13 protein-coding genes are annotated in these 15,642 nt (G+C 28.7%); 3 read left to right on the top strand and 10 right to left on the bottom strand.

What is annotated here, in order from left to right:
• Positions 1-104: 104 nt before the first annotated feature.
• From H0I27_RS12880 to H0I27_RS12845, 9 genes are all read right to left on the bottom strand, one after another.
• Positions 105-524, bottom strand: coding sequence for a carboxypeptidase-like regulatory domain-containing protein (locus H0I27_RS12880; protein ID WP_218731074.1), 420 nt, complete (start codon positions 522-524; stop codon positions 105-107).
• Positions 525-674: 150 nt separating this feature from the next.
• Positions 675-1,577, bottom strand: coding sequence for a hypothetical protein (locus H0I27_RS12875; RefSeq protein ID WP_218731073.1), 903 nt, complete (start codon positions 1,575-1,577; stop codon positions 675-677).
• Between the two features lie 166 nt (positions 1,578-1,743).
• On the bottom strand, positions 1,744-2,556 hold the full coding sequence (locus tag H0I27_RS12870; protein ID WP_218731072.1) for a hypothetical protein: 813 nt from the start codon (positions 2,554-2,556) through the stop codon (positions 1,744-1,746).
• A 356-nt stretch (positions 2,557-2,912) separates the two neighbouring features.
• Positions 2,913-3,506, bottom strand: coding sequence for a hypothetical protein (locus H0I27_RS12865; RefSeq protein ID WP_218731071.1), 594 nt, complete (start codon positions 3,504-3,506; stop codon positions 2,913-2,915).
• On the bottom strand, positions 3,499-5,202 hold the full coding sequence (locus tag H0I27_RS12860; protein WP_218731070.1) for an NACHT domain-containing NTPase: 1,704 nt from the start codon (positions 5,200-5,202) through the stop codon (positions 3,499-3,501). The genes H0I27_RS12865 and H0I27_RS12860 overlap by 8 nt, the downstream gene beginning before the upstream one ends.
• A gap of 143 nt (positions 5,203-5,345) precedes the next feature.
• Complete coding sequence (locus H0I27_RS12855) at positions 5,346-6,140, bottom strand: tyrosine-type recombinase/integrase (protein WP_254713091.1); 795 nt, start codon at positions 6,138-6,140, stop codon at positions 5,346-5,348.
• Positions 6,122-6,463 carry a hypothetical protein gene (locus H0I27_RS17645; RefSeq protein WP_254713090.1) on the bottom strand — a complete coding sequence of 114 codons (342 nt, stop codon included), beginning with the start codon at positions 6,461-6,463 and terminating at the stop codon, positions 6,122-6,124. The genes H0I27_RS12855 and H0I27_RS17645 overlap by 19 nt, the downstream gene beginning before the upstream one ends.
• Before the next feature lie 1,376 nt (positions 6,464-7,839).
• Entirely contained in the window at positions 7,840-9,309 is a 1,470-nt protein-coding gene (locus H0I27_RS12850) for a tyrosine-type recombinase/integrase (RefSeq protein ID WP_218731033.1), read from the bottom strand.
• A 233-nt stretch (positions 9,310-9,542) separates the two neighbouring features.
• Positions 9,543-10,322 carry a LexA family transcriptional regulator gene (locus H0I27_RS12845; protein ID WP_218731069.1) on the bottom strand — a complete coding sequence of 260 codons (780 nt, stop codon included), beginning with the start codon at positions 10,320-10,322 and terminating at the stop codon, positions 9,543-9,545.
• Positions 10,323-10,374: 52 nt separating this feature from the next.
• On the opposite strand from H0I27_RS12845, the gene dinB reads away from it, so the two are divergent.
• From dinB to H0I27_RS12830, 3 genes are all read left to right on the top strand, one after another.
• Complete coding sequence (gene dinB, locus H0I27_RS12840; RefSeq protein ID WP_218731068.1) at positions 10,375-11,589, top strand: DNA polymerase IV; 1,215 nt, start codon at positions 10,375-10,377, stop codon at positions 11,587-11,589.
• Between the two features lie 11 nt (positions 11,590-11,600).
• Positions 11,601-14,552, top strand: coding sequence for a DNA polymerase III subunit alpha (locus tag H0I27_RS12835; protein ID WP_218731067.1), 2,952 nt, complete (start codon positions 11,601-11,603; stop codon positions 14,550-14,552).
• Positions 14,553-14,816: 264 nt separating this feature from the next.
• The gene (locus H0I27_RS12830) at positions 14,817-15,359 is read left to right on the top strand and encodes a hypothetical protein (protein WP_218731066.1); all 543 of its coding nucleotides are present in this window, start codon (positions 14,817-14,819) and stop codon (positions 15,357-15,359) included.
• Positions 15,360-15,364: 5 nt separating this feature from the next.
• Here H0I27_RS12830 and H0I27_RS12825 read toward each other — a convergent pair whose 3' ends face one another.
• A complete protein-coding gene (locus H0I27_RS12825) occupies positions 15,365-15,640 on the bottom strand; it encodes a hypothetical protein (RefSeq protein WP_218731065.1) in 276 nt (91 codons plus the stop codon).
• Between the last annotated feature and the right edge of the window lie 2 nt (positions 15,641-15,642).

Genomic DNA, 15,642 nt, shown 5'->3' with positions numbered 1-15,642 from the left:
AGTTGCGGGTTTGTATGCGAGGATTTTCCGAAGGAAAATCAGATGCAGGCAAACACGCAATTACCTTTGTTTAAGCACCAAACCGCAATTATTTTTATACGGTGTTAGCAACTGCTATTTTTCCACACATTTTCTTTTTCCGCTTTTTTATATAATTTTTTCAGTTGTTTTTTAATTCGTTTGTTTGCTTTACGATATTGTTTTTCCGTCCAAATTGCTCCTAAACAATTTACGTCTTTATTCATCATAATCAAATTCCGAGTTTGAGTCGGTTTTTCAATTTTTATTTTGTCAGTTGTCAGTCCAACAATTTGAAATTCCAGCGTGTCATTTTCCGATGCAATTATTTCATATCGTCCATTTTGGTCAGATATAGATTCCGTTGCGCTATTGAGATTCGTGATTTTTACTCCGAATAGGCAAGTCAAATTTTCGTCAACTATTTTTCCACTCAATTTTGTTTCCATTTGAGCAAAAGTCAAATTAGAAATTCCAATTATTAATATGAGCAGGATTTTTTTCATAGTTGTTGCTAACGTTGTTGTGTAAGGAAAGTTGCGTGGTTTAAGCACTAAAGTTAGTAAATAAAACACGAACCAAGAAAATCCGCGAGGATTTTCGTAAGTAGGCTTTTACTAGCAATTTTTTTTACACGGTGTTGTAATGCGTAATTTTTAATTTACAAATTTTAATTCTTTCGTTTCTATGTTTATAAATCCGAATTTTTTCTCTCCATTCGAACCTAATATAAACTTCTTGAAATCAAGGTCTCTATCAATACTACTTTCTGTAAGTAGTGATATTTCCCAGTTTTCAAATCCGTTTTCATTTTTCCATTTCTCAATTGAGTTCTTTAGTTTTTCTGATTGTTCCTCTTTTAGATTATCATGAAGCTTTTGATTTGTCATCTCGAATTGTTCTCCACTTTTTATGAAGTCAACTCGATAATGGTATATGTGCTTTTGACTAAAATTATCAAATTCGAAGAAAGAAAATCGATTGTCAGTATATTCGGTTTTATCTACTTCTTTTGGGAAATAGAAGTTATAAAATGTTTTTTCTTCATTTAACTTTTTTGTCAATGAATTACAAAGTGCATTTAATTCCGTAAATGTTTTTCCTTTTTCCTTATCCAATGGTTGAGCAGTATAAATGTTATTTACCCAACGATAAGTTCCATCACGATTTTCAATCCTATTTGCAATTGCTCTTGCGTTAGGAAAATAAGCTTGGATATCCTTTTCGAGTTGTCCGGAAGCTCTGATTTTTACCTTAATTGCTTCATATTCCTTTTCAAATCCTTGTTTGTCAAATTCAAAAGGCTCTTGTTCTCCAAGGTTGTACTCGACTGCGATTGGATAGTCGTTATTTTCAATGATATAAAACTTAAAGCCATAAATTTTTCCAAACTCGTGCCAAGTTCCAATAAATTCGGTTTTGAATTGGTCATTATAGATTTCCGATATTTTGGATTCCATAAATTCCTTTGCTTTGTTCTCTTCTTTCTCGAACATCTTATTTTGTCCTTGACATCCAAAAGCGAGAAATGTTATTATTAAAAAAGCTAGGTTTTTCATTCAGGACTGCGTTTTGTCATTATGCATTACAACGTTTACGTATATGAAATGTTGCGTGTTTGTGTGCGAGGATTTTCCGTAGGAAAATCAGAAGCTAGTAAACAAAGCAACTACTTTTGATTAAGCACAAAACCGCAATTGTTTTTATACATTGTTGGTAGCAGTATTAATATTCATAAAATTCCTTAATTATGAAGTCCATATCCCTCTGTTTTGGCTCAATCAAAGATTTCAAATAATATCTATGAAAAAAACCATTTAAAACAACTATTTTACTTCCTTTATATTCTTTAACAAAATGCAATATGTTTCGGGACATTGTTCGATTTCTTAAGTCCCAAAATTCAGATGCTTTTTCATATCCCTTAAAATAACTAATACTGTCATTGTTGCTTTTGTAGAAATATGTGTCTGAAAAAACAGGATATTTTCGCATAATTTCTAACAATTTTTTGTATTGAAATTCTTGTCTTTTTTCGGCTGTTTTATCTGATATATAATTATTAAATTCTTTTGCGCCTAAGTCAATAAAAGAAATAAGAGAGTCATTTATGTTTAGATAATTTTTGTAGGTTTTCATATCTAAAGAATCTAATTTTTTGGTTTCGTACAAACTGTCCAGTAGTTTTGTCGCTTTCTGGTCTGTAGGTCTTGCACCTATGTTCACTCTGTACTCGTTTCTTCCAGTAAATTCGTATGGTCGTACATCTACATTAAACCTATTCATATATTTTACTGTAGCAATATTCTCATTGCTATTCCATGTTTTTTTAAATTGAAATCCGTTTGTAAAAAAAGATGAATCAACTTCGAAAAGAATCAAATCAGGTTTTATTTTTTCTAAAATATTATAAAGACTATCTGAGGTGAAATTCTCGATTGGTTCGTGAACTGTTCCAAGAAGCACTAATTCTGTTTTTTTTGTCGTACAATTAAGTAAGACAAAACTTATTACTAAAAAATATAAAATCTTCTTCATTTTGATTGTTTCCAGATATTGCTACCAACGTTGTTGTATATGGTTTGTTGCGTGTTTCAAGCAACTAATTTAGTAAATAATTACCGACCAAGAAAGTCCTCGAGGACTTTCGAAAGTAAGCAAGAAGCCAGCAATAAATTATATACGGTGTTACCACCAGTTTTTAATTATTTTTCTAATCTTCAACTATAGTTTTCAGTAATAGAGTTTAGTCAGAATTTTTCAATTTCATCAATGCAGGTTGTTGAAAATTATAATGATTTTTCTCCTCTACAATCTGTTTCAGGGCCTTTAAAGATATTTCTCAATTTTTGATTAGAACAGAAAAGTGGAAGAATTCAATTAATCTTCTAATATTATTCATCTATTTTATAAACTGACTTAGTTAACCTTTTTAAGTGAAAATATCTTTTATTAGAATGAAGGTGTTCACAGATAAAATTAAAACATCTCTCTTCAGCAATATTTGTTATCGATAAAGATTTGGAAGGAAGTCTTTCAATAAACCACAAAAGCCTTTGGTTGTGACGTTTATCTTGAATGAACTCTATAAATAAATCCCATAAAATATTTGGTTTTTCATTCAATATTATCTTAATCATCCTATGGACATACTTTCTTTTAACTTTTACAACATTCAATAAATCTTTAGTATCCAAAATTTGGATTAATGCGATGAAATTTTCAGTAAATAGTTTTGGATTTGCAAAAGATCGAGTATTGGCTATTAATTTTTTTTTAAGTCGATTATTAAAATTTCGGTCTTCTCGAGTTGAATTTAATTCACATTGAACTGCTAATTGAGGATTTGTATCTACTAAATTTATTATATAATCATTTCTGTTGCTTTTTCTTTCGTATAATCCAGAATAAAGACTTAAAACTCCATGCCAATCAGCATTGTTTTTATATTTAGCTAATAGGTCTTTATTTTTTTTAAATTTATTCATTCAATGCATGTAGGAACTCGGCAGCATAGTATTCCTGAAATAATTCGTGACTAAAACTAAACTGATTACTGTCATTAACGAGAATGTTTAAATCAATTGCTTTTCTTAAAAACCTAAGTAAATTGATTTCTAAACCAAGCTCCTTTTTTCTTTCTTGAAGAATTGGAATTATGTATTCATCTCTTTCCAAACTTGAATTAGAACCTGTTAGATCTCTTGTTTGAAAACCCAAATAGCATAATAACAAGTGGAAAAGATCTATATCAAAATCAAAAATCTGTTTTTGTTCCCTATCATAAAGACTGAACATAAATGCTCTTATTATTTTACCTTTTTCATTGGGGATTTTTCCATCTTTTAAAACAACTCCAATTAGCATTGTTAGCATTAACGGATTTCGTACGATTCTTTTTAGTCTATTATTATTATTTATTTCATTTAGAATATAGTCTTTTACCTTTTTCCCATTCTTTGTAAGAAACTCTTCTATTTGACTATCCACCATTTTTTGAAGTGTAAAAACTGGTATTTTTCTATTGACTAAGTCACTATCAAATTCTCTGTTGTAATGTTGAGGTCTGCTGGTAATTAAATAAAAATTATCAGGATAATTTTCAATTAAATTATTGATTTGGTTAAAAATTGAAACTTTTATTTTCTTTTCAATTTCATTAAGACCATCTAAGAATAGATTAATTCTCCCTTTTTCAAATAATGTCTCTGCAACATCCTTATCAATATTCAGTTTTGATTTCAGTTTTTCAAATAGATCGTCTTTATCTGTTAAGTTTTTTAATTCAAGGTATATAGGTATGTTCTTATTACTATCAACGATAGCTGATTGAGCATCTTGAAGGTGTAGGAACAGCAATGTGGTGCTTTTTCCCATTCCAACATCACCCAATATTATCATTTTCTTTTCTTTGATGGATTTCCTTAAACTATCAATTGTCCCTTCCCGAATATTTTGAGATTCATCTTTATCTATCTCATCATCTTCCAGTAGCTCCTTGGCGTATAGGTTAATACCATCTATTTCTTCCTTACCGTCAATATGGACAAATCGAGACTGCAAAACTTTAATTCTTTGAATCTCTTTTCTGAGATAGTTTGATACGTCAAATGGATTAATTGCTATTTTCAATTCCCTTTGATACTTATATGTGGCGTATAGATAAATTACTAGAACGCTTCTAAGTTCATCGTAGAGTTTTGCATTTGTCCATTCTGTGCAATTATGGCCTTCTAGATTTCGTAAATTATATGCCTTGATTAAATGTTCAGCGAAATAAGATTTTTGACTAGCTGAAAGGCTTGTCCAAGAAAAATCAACCTTATTTGGGTTTAATTCAAGCAATGAAATAATAGCTCCAAGTGCTTTCTTTTTATCATTTTTTATTGCTACGTAGACAGATGGTTTAACAAGATATAGAATCTTTCTTAGATAGGGTTCTATTTGACTTGCTTCTGGGAAATATGCGTTTTTATCTATTCTGGATATTGGTTTGACAAGAATCTTTTCAAGGGCATTCGGTAAACGAGTTTCAATCCCATTTATGGCTTTATCATCAACACTAAATCTCAGAACGTCAATGAAAAGTGATGCTATTTTATCTAAGTTGATTTTTCTATCAATAGATATAACATCTTTTGTTTCCGCTATGATTTCTTTTTCTATTTGATTCCAATCTATCATTTTATCTTTGATACTTTTTAATTGGTGGTAACTTGTTTATATGCTTATGTTATATCAGTATATATCTCTTATTTGGGTTTATATGCTGAAGTTTTATGATTATATTTATACATTGAATATGATTCTTTAAAAGTAATTTATTCCTACAATTCATCAAAAGGATTTTTAATATTTTTAAGACTAGTTTTTGTAACATGAGTATATATCATTGTAGTTTTTGGGCTACTATGACCTAATAATTCTTGTATATACCTAATATCTGTTCCATTTTCTAATAAATGTGTTGCAAAAGAGTGTCTTAAAGTATGTAATGTAACCTTTTTTGTAATTTTAGTATTTTTCAATGCTTTTTTTAACACAGCTTGAGCACTGGCACCACTGTATTTATGTCCATTTTGCCCTTCAAAAAGAAAAACTTTAGGTTTATAAGCTAAATAGTACTCTCTAAGAAGTATTAAAAAAGAATACGAGAGCAAAGTATACCTGTCTTTTTTCCCCTTAGCTTGCTTAATATGAATTAACATTCTTTTGCTATCAATATCATCAACTTTTAAATTTAATGCTTCCCCAATTCTGAGTCCACCAGAATAAAGAAGACTTAATAATGTTTTATGCTTTAGATTTGTAAGATTATTAAATATGGCTTTAATTTCTGCAACACTTAAAACTGCTGGTAATTTCTTTTCTTTCTTAGGTCTTTCAATATTTAATAAATTAATTTCTATACCTTTAAAAAAAAGAAATTTTTTGATTCCATTAATACATTGATTTTGATAGGATACGGATCTGTTTGCTCTAAATATAAAGTCATAGTTAAACTGTTCAATTAATTTTATTGAATAATCTTCATTTTTTTTTAGTAATCCATAACGAAGAAAATATGCAGTTACTTCCACATAAGTATTAACAGTATTCTCACTTAATCTTTTTTGTTGCAACCATCTTTTAAACTTTTTTTTAATTCTGAAGTTAAGTCGATAGATAAAGCAGGTAAGACCAATTTGTAGATTTCTTCTGACGGAGGTATAACTTTTTTTTTAAGTTTTTCATAATTAACAAACCATTTTTTTAGTCGAATATGGTTATATAATAAACTCCTATTACTTGAAGAATCTTTAATGTAGAAAGATTTCAAATTTTGGCTCCATTGTACCTCGGGTAATAATTTTAAATGATTTTTTATTTCCTGATCAAAAGGAAAATTAATCATAACAATATTTGAACCCTTATGAATGTTAGGAAGTAAAATAATAGATTTCATAGCTAAATAATTATCTAATGTAGTGAAAATAAACTAAATAAGAAGTATGTAGCTTTGTGCTTTAATAGATTTAATTCGTTGATTTTTGATTCGAGTGTAATGTAAAGATATACACAATGTCTTTTAGTTTTAAATTATTCTACATCTTTAATACCAATTGAAAAATTACTGGGTTTATTTTTTATAATTTCAAGAGTTTTTTTAACTTTAGTAAAACCATGTTGCCGTATAATATCAAACTTAAAAATATCTACATCATCAGTAATATTCAAATCAAGTTGAATAGTAGAATATCCTTTTGACGTAAGATTCGTTGTAGTATACTGAAGAATCGGTTTTTTCTAAAATTAAAATTCCTGCTGAATGAACATTGAGGTAATTGGGGAATCCTTCAATTAATTTTCCATTTAAAACTAATTTTGCAATACTAACTATTTTTTGTTTTTGCTAAACTGTTACTTTTTTGTTTTAAAGCCTTATTTTAGGGAGTTTCGGTACTATTGAAAAACGTTTTTTGTTATTTAGAAGTCTTAACTTTGTGTATCAATGTCTTTTTTAGGTAATTCAAATATTTTTCTTAATTATCAAATTATACTTCTGTATTTAAATGTATGGTAAGTTGTAAGCAATGATTTGTATTTATTGGGAGTAAAACTATAGTTAGTTACATTATCTTGATTTTTCCAAGAAAAATCATTATCAAAATATGAAGGAGATACTTTAAAAGGATTGATAAAATACTTGTAACACAAATCAAGTTTTGTATTACACAAATGTTATTTGTGATAGGAGTGGAGTTAGATGCTTTGAAAAGTCTTTAGTTTAAATTTTTGTTTTATATAATACTCTTTATTTTTATTAAAAATAATTATGAATTTAAGTATATCTATAGTTGAATTATGCGTTAATTTTACGTATAATTAACGCATAATATAGGCAATGTAAAATAATTGCACTTGATTTTTATACTATTATGGAGTTATAAAAAAGTTGTTAAATAAAGTGAGTTTGAGCTAAGCAATAGTATTATTAGGTAACATATTGGGTATTGTTATAGCAGTTTTTTAGGTAAAAAAGAAAAATTAATCAGGTTTGAGTTCTATTTGACAGTCTACTAAATCAAACAAGTTTTCGTTTAAAAGACTCCGTTTATTTAAAATTTCTTGTGATTCATCTTTATCGTCAATAAAGACAATATCCATTTTTTTTCTTGCTAATATCAAAACATCAAACCCCCATTCTATTTGTTAGATTTGTACTTGTTCAATTAAGTGTTCGAAATAGAATTTTGAGGAATTGAGTAAAAGAGGGTAAAATACCCTCTTTCTAAGCTCCTGATAAATTACATTTACTTTTCTAGTTTCTTTGCTCATTTTTTACTTAAATAATTTTGAGTAATCTTCTGGCAACTCTGCATCAATTTCTCTTAAATATTTTTCCAATGCACTCATTGATTTATGTCCTGTAATCAGCATTAAATTACTCTTAGCTTCAAAAGGAGAAGCATTTTCTCTCAGTTTTCTATATAATTTTGAGATAAAGGTATGTCTAAAACTATAAATTCCATAATCTTCATTCAATTTAAAATGGTCTTTTACAACTTTTCTAAATCTTTTAGAAAAATGATCTCTTCTATTAGTTTCATTTGCATCCCAGAAAGCTCCAATTGTTTCTGGAGTAAATAAAAAGGATTCCTTATCTAACTTTGATAAATCTGGTAATTCATCAAATAAAATACTAGGAATAATTTTTGTTTTTAAAGGGCTATTCTTAGCCTTAAATTGAACGGTTTTAGTTTCTAAATTAATGTCCTTAATTCTTATTCTACAAACCTCAATAGGTCTAATGAAACTATAAGAAACGAATTTTATGAATAGTAATAATAGTTGATCTTGTTTTTCTAAATATTCAAATATATTTTGTTGCTCTTTTAATGTGTAAACCTTATTTCTTTCTGTTTTGGATTTTAATACAGGAATTGATTGAATATAGTTTTCAGCAACCAATTCATTATTTTTTAATACTTGGAAGATACTTCCTAATTCTGTTCTGTAATTATTACGATTTCTTGCGCTTGTTTTTAAAACAATTCCATTAAAATAATCTAATAAATCTTTTCTAGAAATTTCTCTTATATTCTTTTTGGTTGGATGCGTTTCTTCCATCCAAATAATAAAAAGTTTTGCTTTTCTTTTATAATCTTTTATCGTTCCACTACTTACTGCCTTTTCTTTTAAGCTTAGCGCAAAGTCAAAAGCTTTTACAATAGACATTTCTTCTTGATTCTTATTCCCAGTATTTTGTTCTTTTATGTGAATTTCTTTTTGGTTGTTTTTTATAGGTTTTTTGGTTGTTTTAGATAAGTCTCCCTTTAGAATTACATTTTCTAAAAGTGAAGTAATCATATTTTCATCTAGGGCTTCCTTTACAGCATTTTTTACAGATTCGTTTATTTTTGATGGAGATATTGCTTCTTCTTTAAGAGTTTCTTCTAGTTCTATATCAACAGTGTGATTTTTCAACTGCTCATACAACTCGGAGTTATCTATGAAAGGATTGAAGCCTTGTTTTAGTAAAAACAACAAGTTTTTTCTATAAGAAGACAAGATGCTCATTCTATTCTCTTTGGTTTTGTATTGGTTTACTTTACCATATACATTTGCCATTCGTTCCAATTTCCCTGTTTTTGGATTTCTGAAGGAAAAATAGATGTACCATCGCTTAGATAAATCTCCTTTTGCTGTATAGATTTTTGGGGAAGAAAAAAGGTTTAAAACTTTAGAATCGTGTTCAAAATCGTGTTCAATTTCTGTTGTAAGGGTAAGGTAATGGTAAATTGATTGCATAAAAAAACAGTTTAGAGACCTAAACTGTTGTTTTTTATTGATTTAAAATAGTAGCGAGAACGGGATTTGAACCCGTGACCTCAGGGTTATGAATTTAACAAAACACCCTAATTTCACGCTTTTATGCTTTATTTTAACTAAATCGTGTACTGAATCGTGTACTCGGATTTATATATAATTTCTATTCAAATATAATTAAGATTTTTATTCCTTAAAGGTTAAAATTGATTTTTTTAACTCATTTTTAAAGATTTTTCTAATTGTTTCAATTCAACACCTAAACCATTAAACATTTGCATAATACTACTCAATTTTAGTTCATGTTCTTCATACTCTTGCGTATTTATGCTACAAGTAAATTTCCATAGTTCTAAAACTTCCTCTAAAGGAACTTCATAAGACTGATATTCTCTGTTATCAGGTTTTAAAAGTAAACTTCCTTTCTCTTCAATTTGATTATAGACTCTTTTGTAGGTCATACCATCATTTTTAGTGACTATGATATAAGACGTTCCATTTTTAACATCTGTAATATTTTCTACAAATTCAGCAACCACATAAGATCCATCTTTCATAGGTAACATGGAATCTCCTTTAATAGGAAATGCTCTGTGTTTACCAGTAGGTAAAAAAGGTAATTTTATTTTTTCTAACTGCTCAATATATTCAGGATCATCATACCCTAATAAATAACCAGCAGAAGTTTTAGCAGAAACTACTTCAATTAAATTTTCATTTTCGTCATCAACTGTAATTGGAAATAAAACACGTTTGCTTCCAACTTCTATAAACGAAATATCTTTAGTTTTGGTAAGGTCGTTTTTCAATAATATATCAATAGGTACTTTAAAATAGTTAGAGAAATCTATTAAAAACTCTAAAGTAGGTGAAGACCTGTTCTCTTCATAAGAACCTATTCTTGATCTTGTTACATTTAAATCATCAGCTAAACGCTCTTGTGAAAGCGCTTTTAAACTTCTTAAATGACGTATGTTTTTGGATATAATTTTCATAATACTACAAATGTAAGCAATAATTGTTTGTGTTTGTAGCTAATTTTGTGGTGTGAAGAAAAATATTTTACATCTCGATTTAGATACTTTTTTTGTCTCTTGTGAACGATTGATTGATAGTCGATTGCAAAAAAAACCGTTGTTGGTTGGAGGAACAGGAGATCGTGGAGTTGTGGCAGCTTGTAGTTATGAAACGAGAACTTTTGGCGTGCATTCAGGTATGTCAATGAAAATTGCTAGAAAGTTATGTCCTGAAGCAATTGTTATTAGAGGAAATACGAGTATTTATTCTAAATACTCAAATATTGTTACAGAAATCATCAAAGAAAAAGTACCCATTTTTGAAAAAGCGAGTATTGATGAATTTTATGCAGACCTTTCTGGAATGGATGCTTTTTTTGGGAGTTATAAATACGCTTCTGAATTACGTCAGCGAATTATAAAAGAAAGTGGTTTGCCTATTTCTTTCGGAATGTCACAAAACAAAATCGTATCTAAAGTAGCAACAGGAGAAGCAAAACCCAATAATCAATTGTTGATTGATGCAGGGTTTGAGAAAGAATTTCTGGCACCATTATCAATTCGTAAAATTCCATCAGTTGGAGAAAAAACGTATCAAATTTTAAGGAATTTAGGTGTAGAAAAAATAAAAGTAATTCAAGAAATGCCTTTAGAAATGATGATAAGCGTTTTAGGGAAAAATGGAAAAACTATTTGGAAACGTGCAAACGGAATAGATAATCCACCCATTATTGCTTTTCACGAACGTAAATCTTTATCCACAGAAAGAACCTACACTAAAGATACAATTGATATGATAAAGTTAAAAGAAACCATTTTTGCAATGGCAGAAAATTTAGCTTATCAATTGAGAAAAGGAGATAAGTTAGCAGGTGTGATTAGTGTAAAAATTAGATATTCAGATTTTAACACGTATAACAAGCAAATAAAAATTCCCTATACAAGTGCAGATCACATTATCATTCCTGCTGTTTTAGAATTGTTTAAACAATTATATCAACGAAGATTGTTAATTCGATTGGTGGGGGTAAAAGTATCTGACATTGTCAGTGGTAATTACCAAATTAATTTGTTTGACGATACAGAACAACTATTGGATTTATACAATGCAATGGATACTGTTAGAAATAAATATGGAGATAAAAGTATTATGAGAGCAGCTTCTATGGGAGCAAAATCTATTGGTCGTTTTAGCAATCCTTTTAATGGAGAACCTCCTTTGGTTCTTGCACATAGAAAACAATAATTGATTGCTTTATGTATTTAAACTGTCATACCTATTATTCCTTACGTTATGGTACTTTTTCGGAAATAGAACTACTAGAACTCGCAAAAGAAAACAATATCAAAAGTATTGCGCTTACAGATATCAACAATACTTCTGCTTGTATGAATTTTATACAACAAGCTAAAAAGTATAACATTAAACCTGTAATTGGTGTTGATTTCAGAAATGGAAATTCCCAACAATTTGTAGCACTTGCAAAAAGTAATGTTGGTTTTCAAAATATCAATCAATACTTATCTACTTTTTTAGAATCTAAAACCGATATTCCAGATACTCCAAGTTATTTAGAAGATGTATTTATTGTTTATCCATTTGAAAAAGTATTGCAGTTAAACATGACCTCTTTTAAAGAGAATGAATTTATTGGAGTTTCTATTGCAGAAATTAATAAACTCCGTTTTTCTCATTTAAAGAAGTTTGAAGATAGAATTGTGATACAACAACAGGTTACCATCCGAAATAAAAAAGATTTTAACGCACACAGATTGTTACGAGCCATAGATAACAATACTTTATTAAGTAAACTTCCTACAACAGAACAATGTCTTACAACAGATGTAATGCATGAAAGAAAAGAATTGTTAGCGTTTTATAAGGAGTTTCCAAATAGTATTGCAAACACAGAAAAAGTATTGCAAGGTTGTAATACGTTTTTTGACTTTCACGAAGATAGAAAAAACCAAAATCTTAAAAAGTATTGCAATAGTTTTGAAAAAGATTGCAATATGTTATTAGATTTATGTAAAAACAACTTACATAAACGTTATAAAAATCCAACTCAAAAAGTACACGATCGACTTGAGAAAGAATTGAAAGTAATTATTGATTTAAAGTTTGTTTCCTTTTTTTTAATCAATTATGATATTGTGAGTTATGCAAAAAGTAAAGGATACTTTCATGTAGGAAGGGGGAGTGGAGCCAATAGTATTGTTGCTTATATTATTGGTATTACAGATGTAGATCCTGTAGAATTAGATTTGTACTTTGAACGTTTTATCAATCCTTTTAGAGCTTCTCCACCTGATTTTGATATTGACTTTTCATGGAAAGATAGAGAAGATGTTACCAACTATATTTTTAAACGCTTTAAAAACACAGCACTTTTAGCAACCTACAATACTTTTAAGTATAAAGCAGTCATTAGAGAATTAGGAAAAGTATTTGGATTGCCAAAAGAGGAAATAGATAAATTAAGTAAGGGAATTAAACAGCAAGAAACGGATAGTATTGCAACGTTGGTTTTAAAATATGGTAAACTAATTGAGGGTTTTCCGAATTATGTAAGTGTCCATTCTGCAGGGATATTGATTTTAGATAAACCAATACATTATTATTCAGCAACAAGTTTACCTCCAAAAGGATTTCCAACAGTTCAGTTTGACATGAACATTGCAGATGATGTAGGTGTTTTTAAGTTTGATATTTTAGGACAACGAGGTTTGGCAAAAATTAAAGAAGCCTTAGAAATTATAAAAAGAAACAGACCAAATGATCCTCCCATAGATATTACGGATGTAGAAAGTTTTAAAAAAGATAAAAAAATCAATGATTTATTAAAGTCAGGTGGAGCCATTGGTGCTTATTATGTAGAATCTCCAGCAATGAGAGGATTGATGCAAAAACTACAAACCCAAGATTATTTAGGATTAGTGGCTGCAAGTTCAATTATTAGACCAGGAGTTTCGGGATCAGGAATGAAAGATGAATTTATAAAAAGACATCGTTTTCCAGAAAAAAGAAAAGAAGCGAATCCTATTTTGTTAGAAATTATGCCAGAGACCTATGGTGTAATGGTTTATCAAGAAGATGTGATGAAGGTGGCGAGTAAGTTTGCAGACTTAACATTGGGTGAAGCAGATGTTTTAAGACGTGGAATGAGTGGGAAATACAGATCATTATCAGAATTTAAAGCTGTAGAAGATAAGTTTATTGCAAACTGTAGAAAAAAAGGGCATAAAGATGCTTTAATTTTTGAAGTATGGAATCAAATTAAAAGTTTTGCAGGCTATGCTTTTGCAAAAGGACATTCGGCTTCTTATGCTGTAGAAAGCTATCAAAGTATGTTTTTAAAATGTTATTATCCCATAGAATTTATGGTCGCTGTTTTAAATAATGGAGGTGGCTTTTATTCAACGGAACATTATATCCATGAAGCAAAAATGCAAGGAGCAATTATTGAATTGCCTTGTATCAATAAAAGTAATCACCCTAATATTGTTATAGATAAAACTATTTATTTAGGTTTTGGATATTTAAAAAGTTTAGAGCATTTAACCATTCAAAGATTGTTAACAGAAAGACAATTACATGGGGATTTTACCTCTTTAGAGAACTTTATAGATCGTGTTGTAATTAGTATTGAACAACTAACCATTTTAATTAGAATTGATGCTTTTCGTTTTTCACATAAAACCAAAAAGCAACTATTGTGGCAAGCTATTTTTAAATTGAAAGCTACCAAACAAAAAACAAAACAAGAACTGCTTTTTAAGACAGAACAAGTAAAGTATGAATTGCCAAAACTAGAATCTCATTGGTTAGAAAAAGTCTATGATGAAATGGAATTATTAGGGTTTACTGTGCATGATTATTTTAAACTGGTGACTGAACCTTTTCTGCCAAGTATTAAAGCAAAACAAATGATTGATTTTGAGAATCAGCATGTTTTAATTTATGGTTTATTGGTAACTACTCGCTTTAACAAAACGTCTCAAAATAAATTAATGAGACTAAGTACTTTTATTGATCAAGATGGTCATTATTTTGATGCCGTACATTTTACAAATGTTGTACATCAATACCCAGTAAACGGAATGGGAATTTATGGTTGTTTTGGAAAAATCACCAATCGTTATGGATTTTGTAGTATGAATGTAATTCAATCTAAAAAGATGAGTGTAGCGGTAGATCCGAGGAGTTAAAATTTAATAAATTTATATATACCTAGTTGTAGTTGTTTTATAACTGATTTTTTGTGTAAATTTAACAGCTATTGAAAAAGAATGTAAAAATTTACTTAATCTATTTCTTAATCAAAGAACTCATGGGGAAAGTAAAATAGAAAATCAATAAGCATGATAATGAAAATCAAAACCTTTTATTATCACGATATGTTTAAATAGTAAGCCAAATAATTACTTGTATATAACTAGTTGTGATGCATTAACCAAAAATAATTAAAATTTATGAAAATTAAAACTATCATTTTCACTTTAATATTTCTATCTCCATTATCCTATACAATAGCGCAAGGAAACATACTTGCTTTAAAAGAGAAAAATGGATTTAAAAAATTCAGTTTTGGAGATAATTATAGCACGTACTCTCACCAACTTGACTTTCAAAGTAAATGGAAAGGGTTAACCGATGAAAGAACATTTTACACCTATACTGCAAATAAGCCTTCAGCTGTCTTTTATCAAACTTGGGACAAACTCCATCTTGGATTTAGCGGAAATACTTTAACCAAAATCATTGTTCAATATAATCAACTATATAAACAAGATTTACAAAAGATTTTAATTGGTTTAAGACAACAATTTGGAAAAGAAACCAGTTACAGCGCTAACATAGTTGCATATACTCATACTTGGTATGACAAAGATATTTCGGTTGGAATGACACTGCATTATGACAATTCAGAAAAGTATCCTGCTGGGATATATATAGAAATTTATGATGACAACCTACATTATAATAGCATTTATGATGCTGATGGTAAGTTTTAAAAGAATTATATCTTTTTAATATCAGAGAGTTTAGAAGATAATAACAATGAAAAATCTTCAAAACCTTCTTTAAATTTAGATGTTCTATATAAATCCAAATTATTGACTTTTTCAATGATTATTGTTCTTTTACTTTTTTCGTAATCTGTTAAATTTTCAAATTCCGAAAAATCAATTTTCTCCTTATTAACTCTAAATATAATAGGAATTTGATTTACTTCTGTTTGAAATATTTCATTTTCATTAAGGATTGACAAGACATTGAAATTTATTGAGTTCATTA

Source organism: Polaribacter sp. HaHaR_3_91, assembly GCF_019278525.1.
In the GTDB taxonomy this organism is placed as follows: Bacteria; Bacteroidota; Bacteroidia; order Flavobacteriales; family Flavobacteriaceae; genus Polaribacter.
Note: the sequence above shows the minus strand (reverse complement) of the source record. Positions and strands in the feature narration are given on the sequence as shown.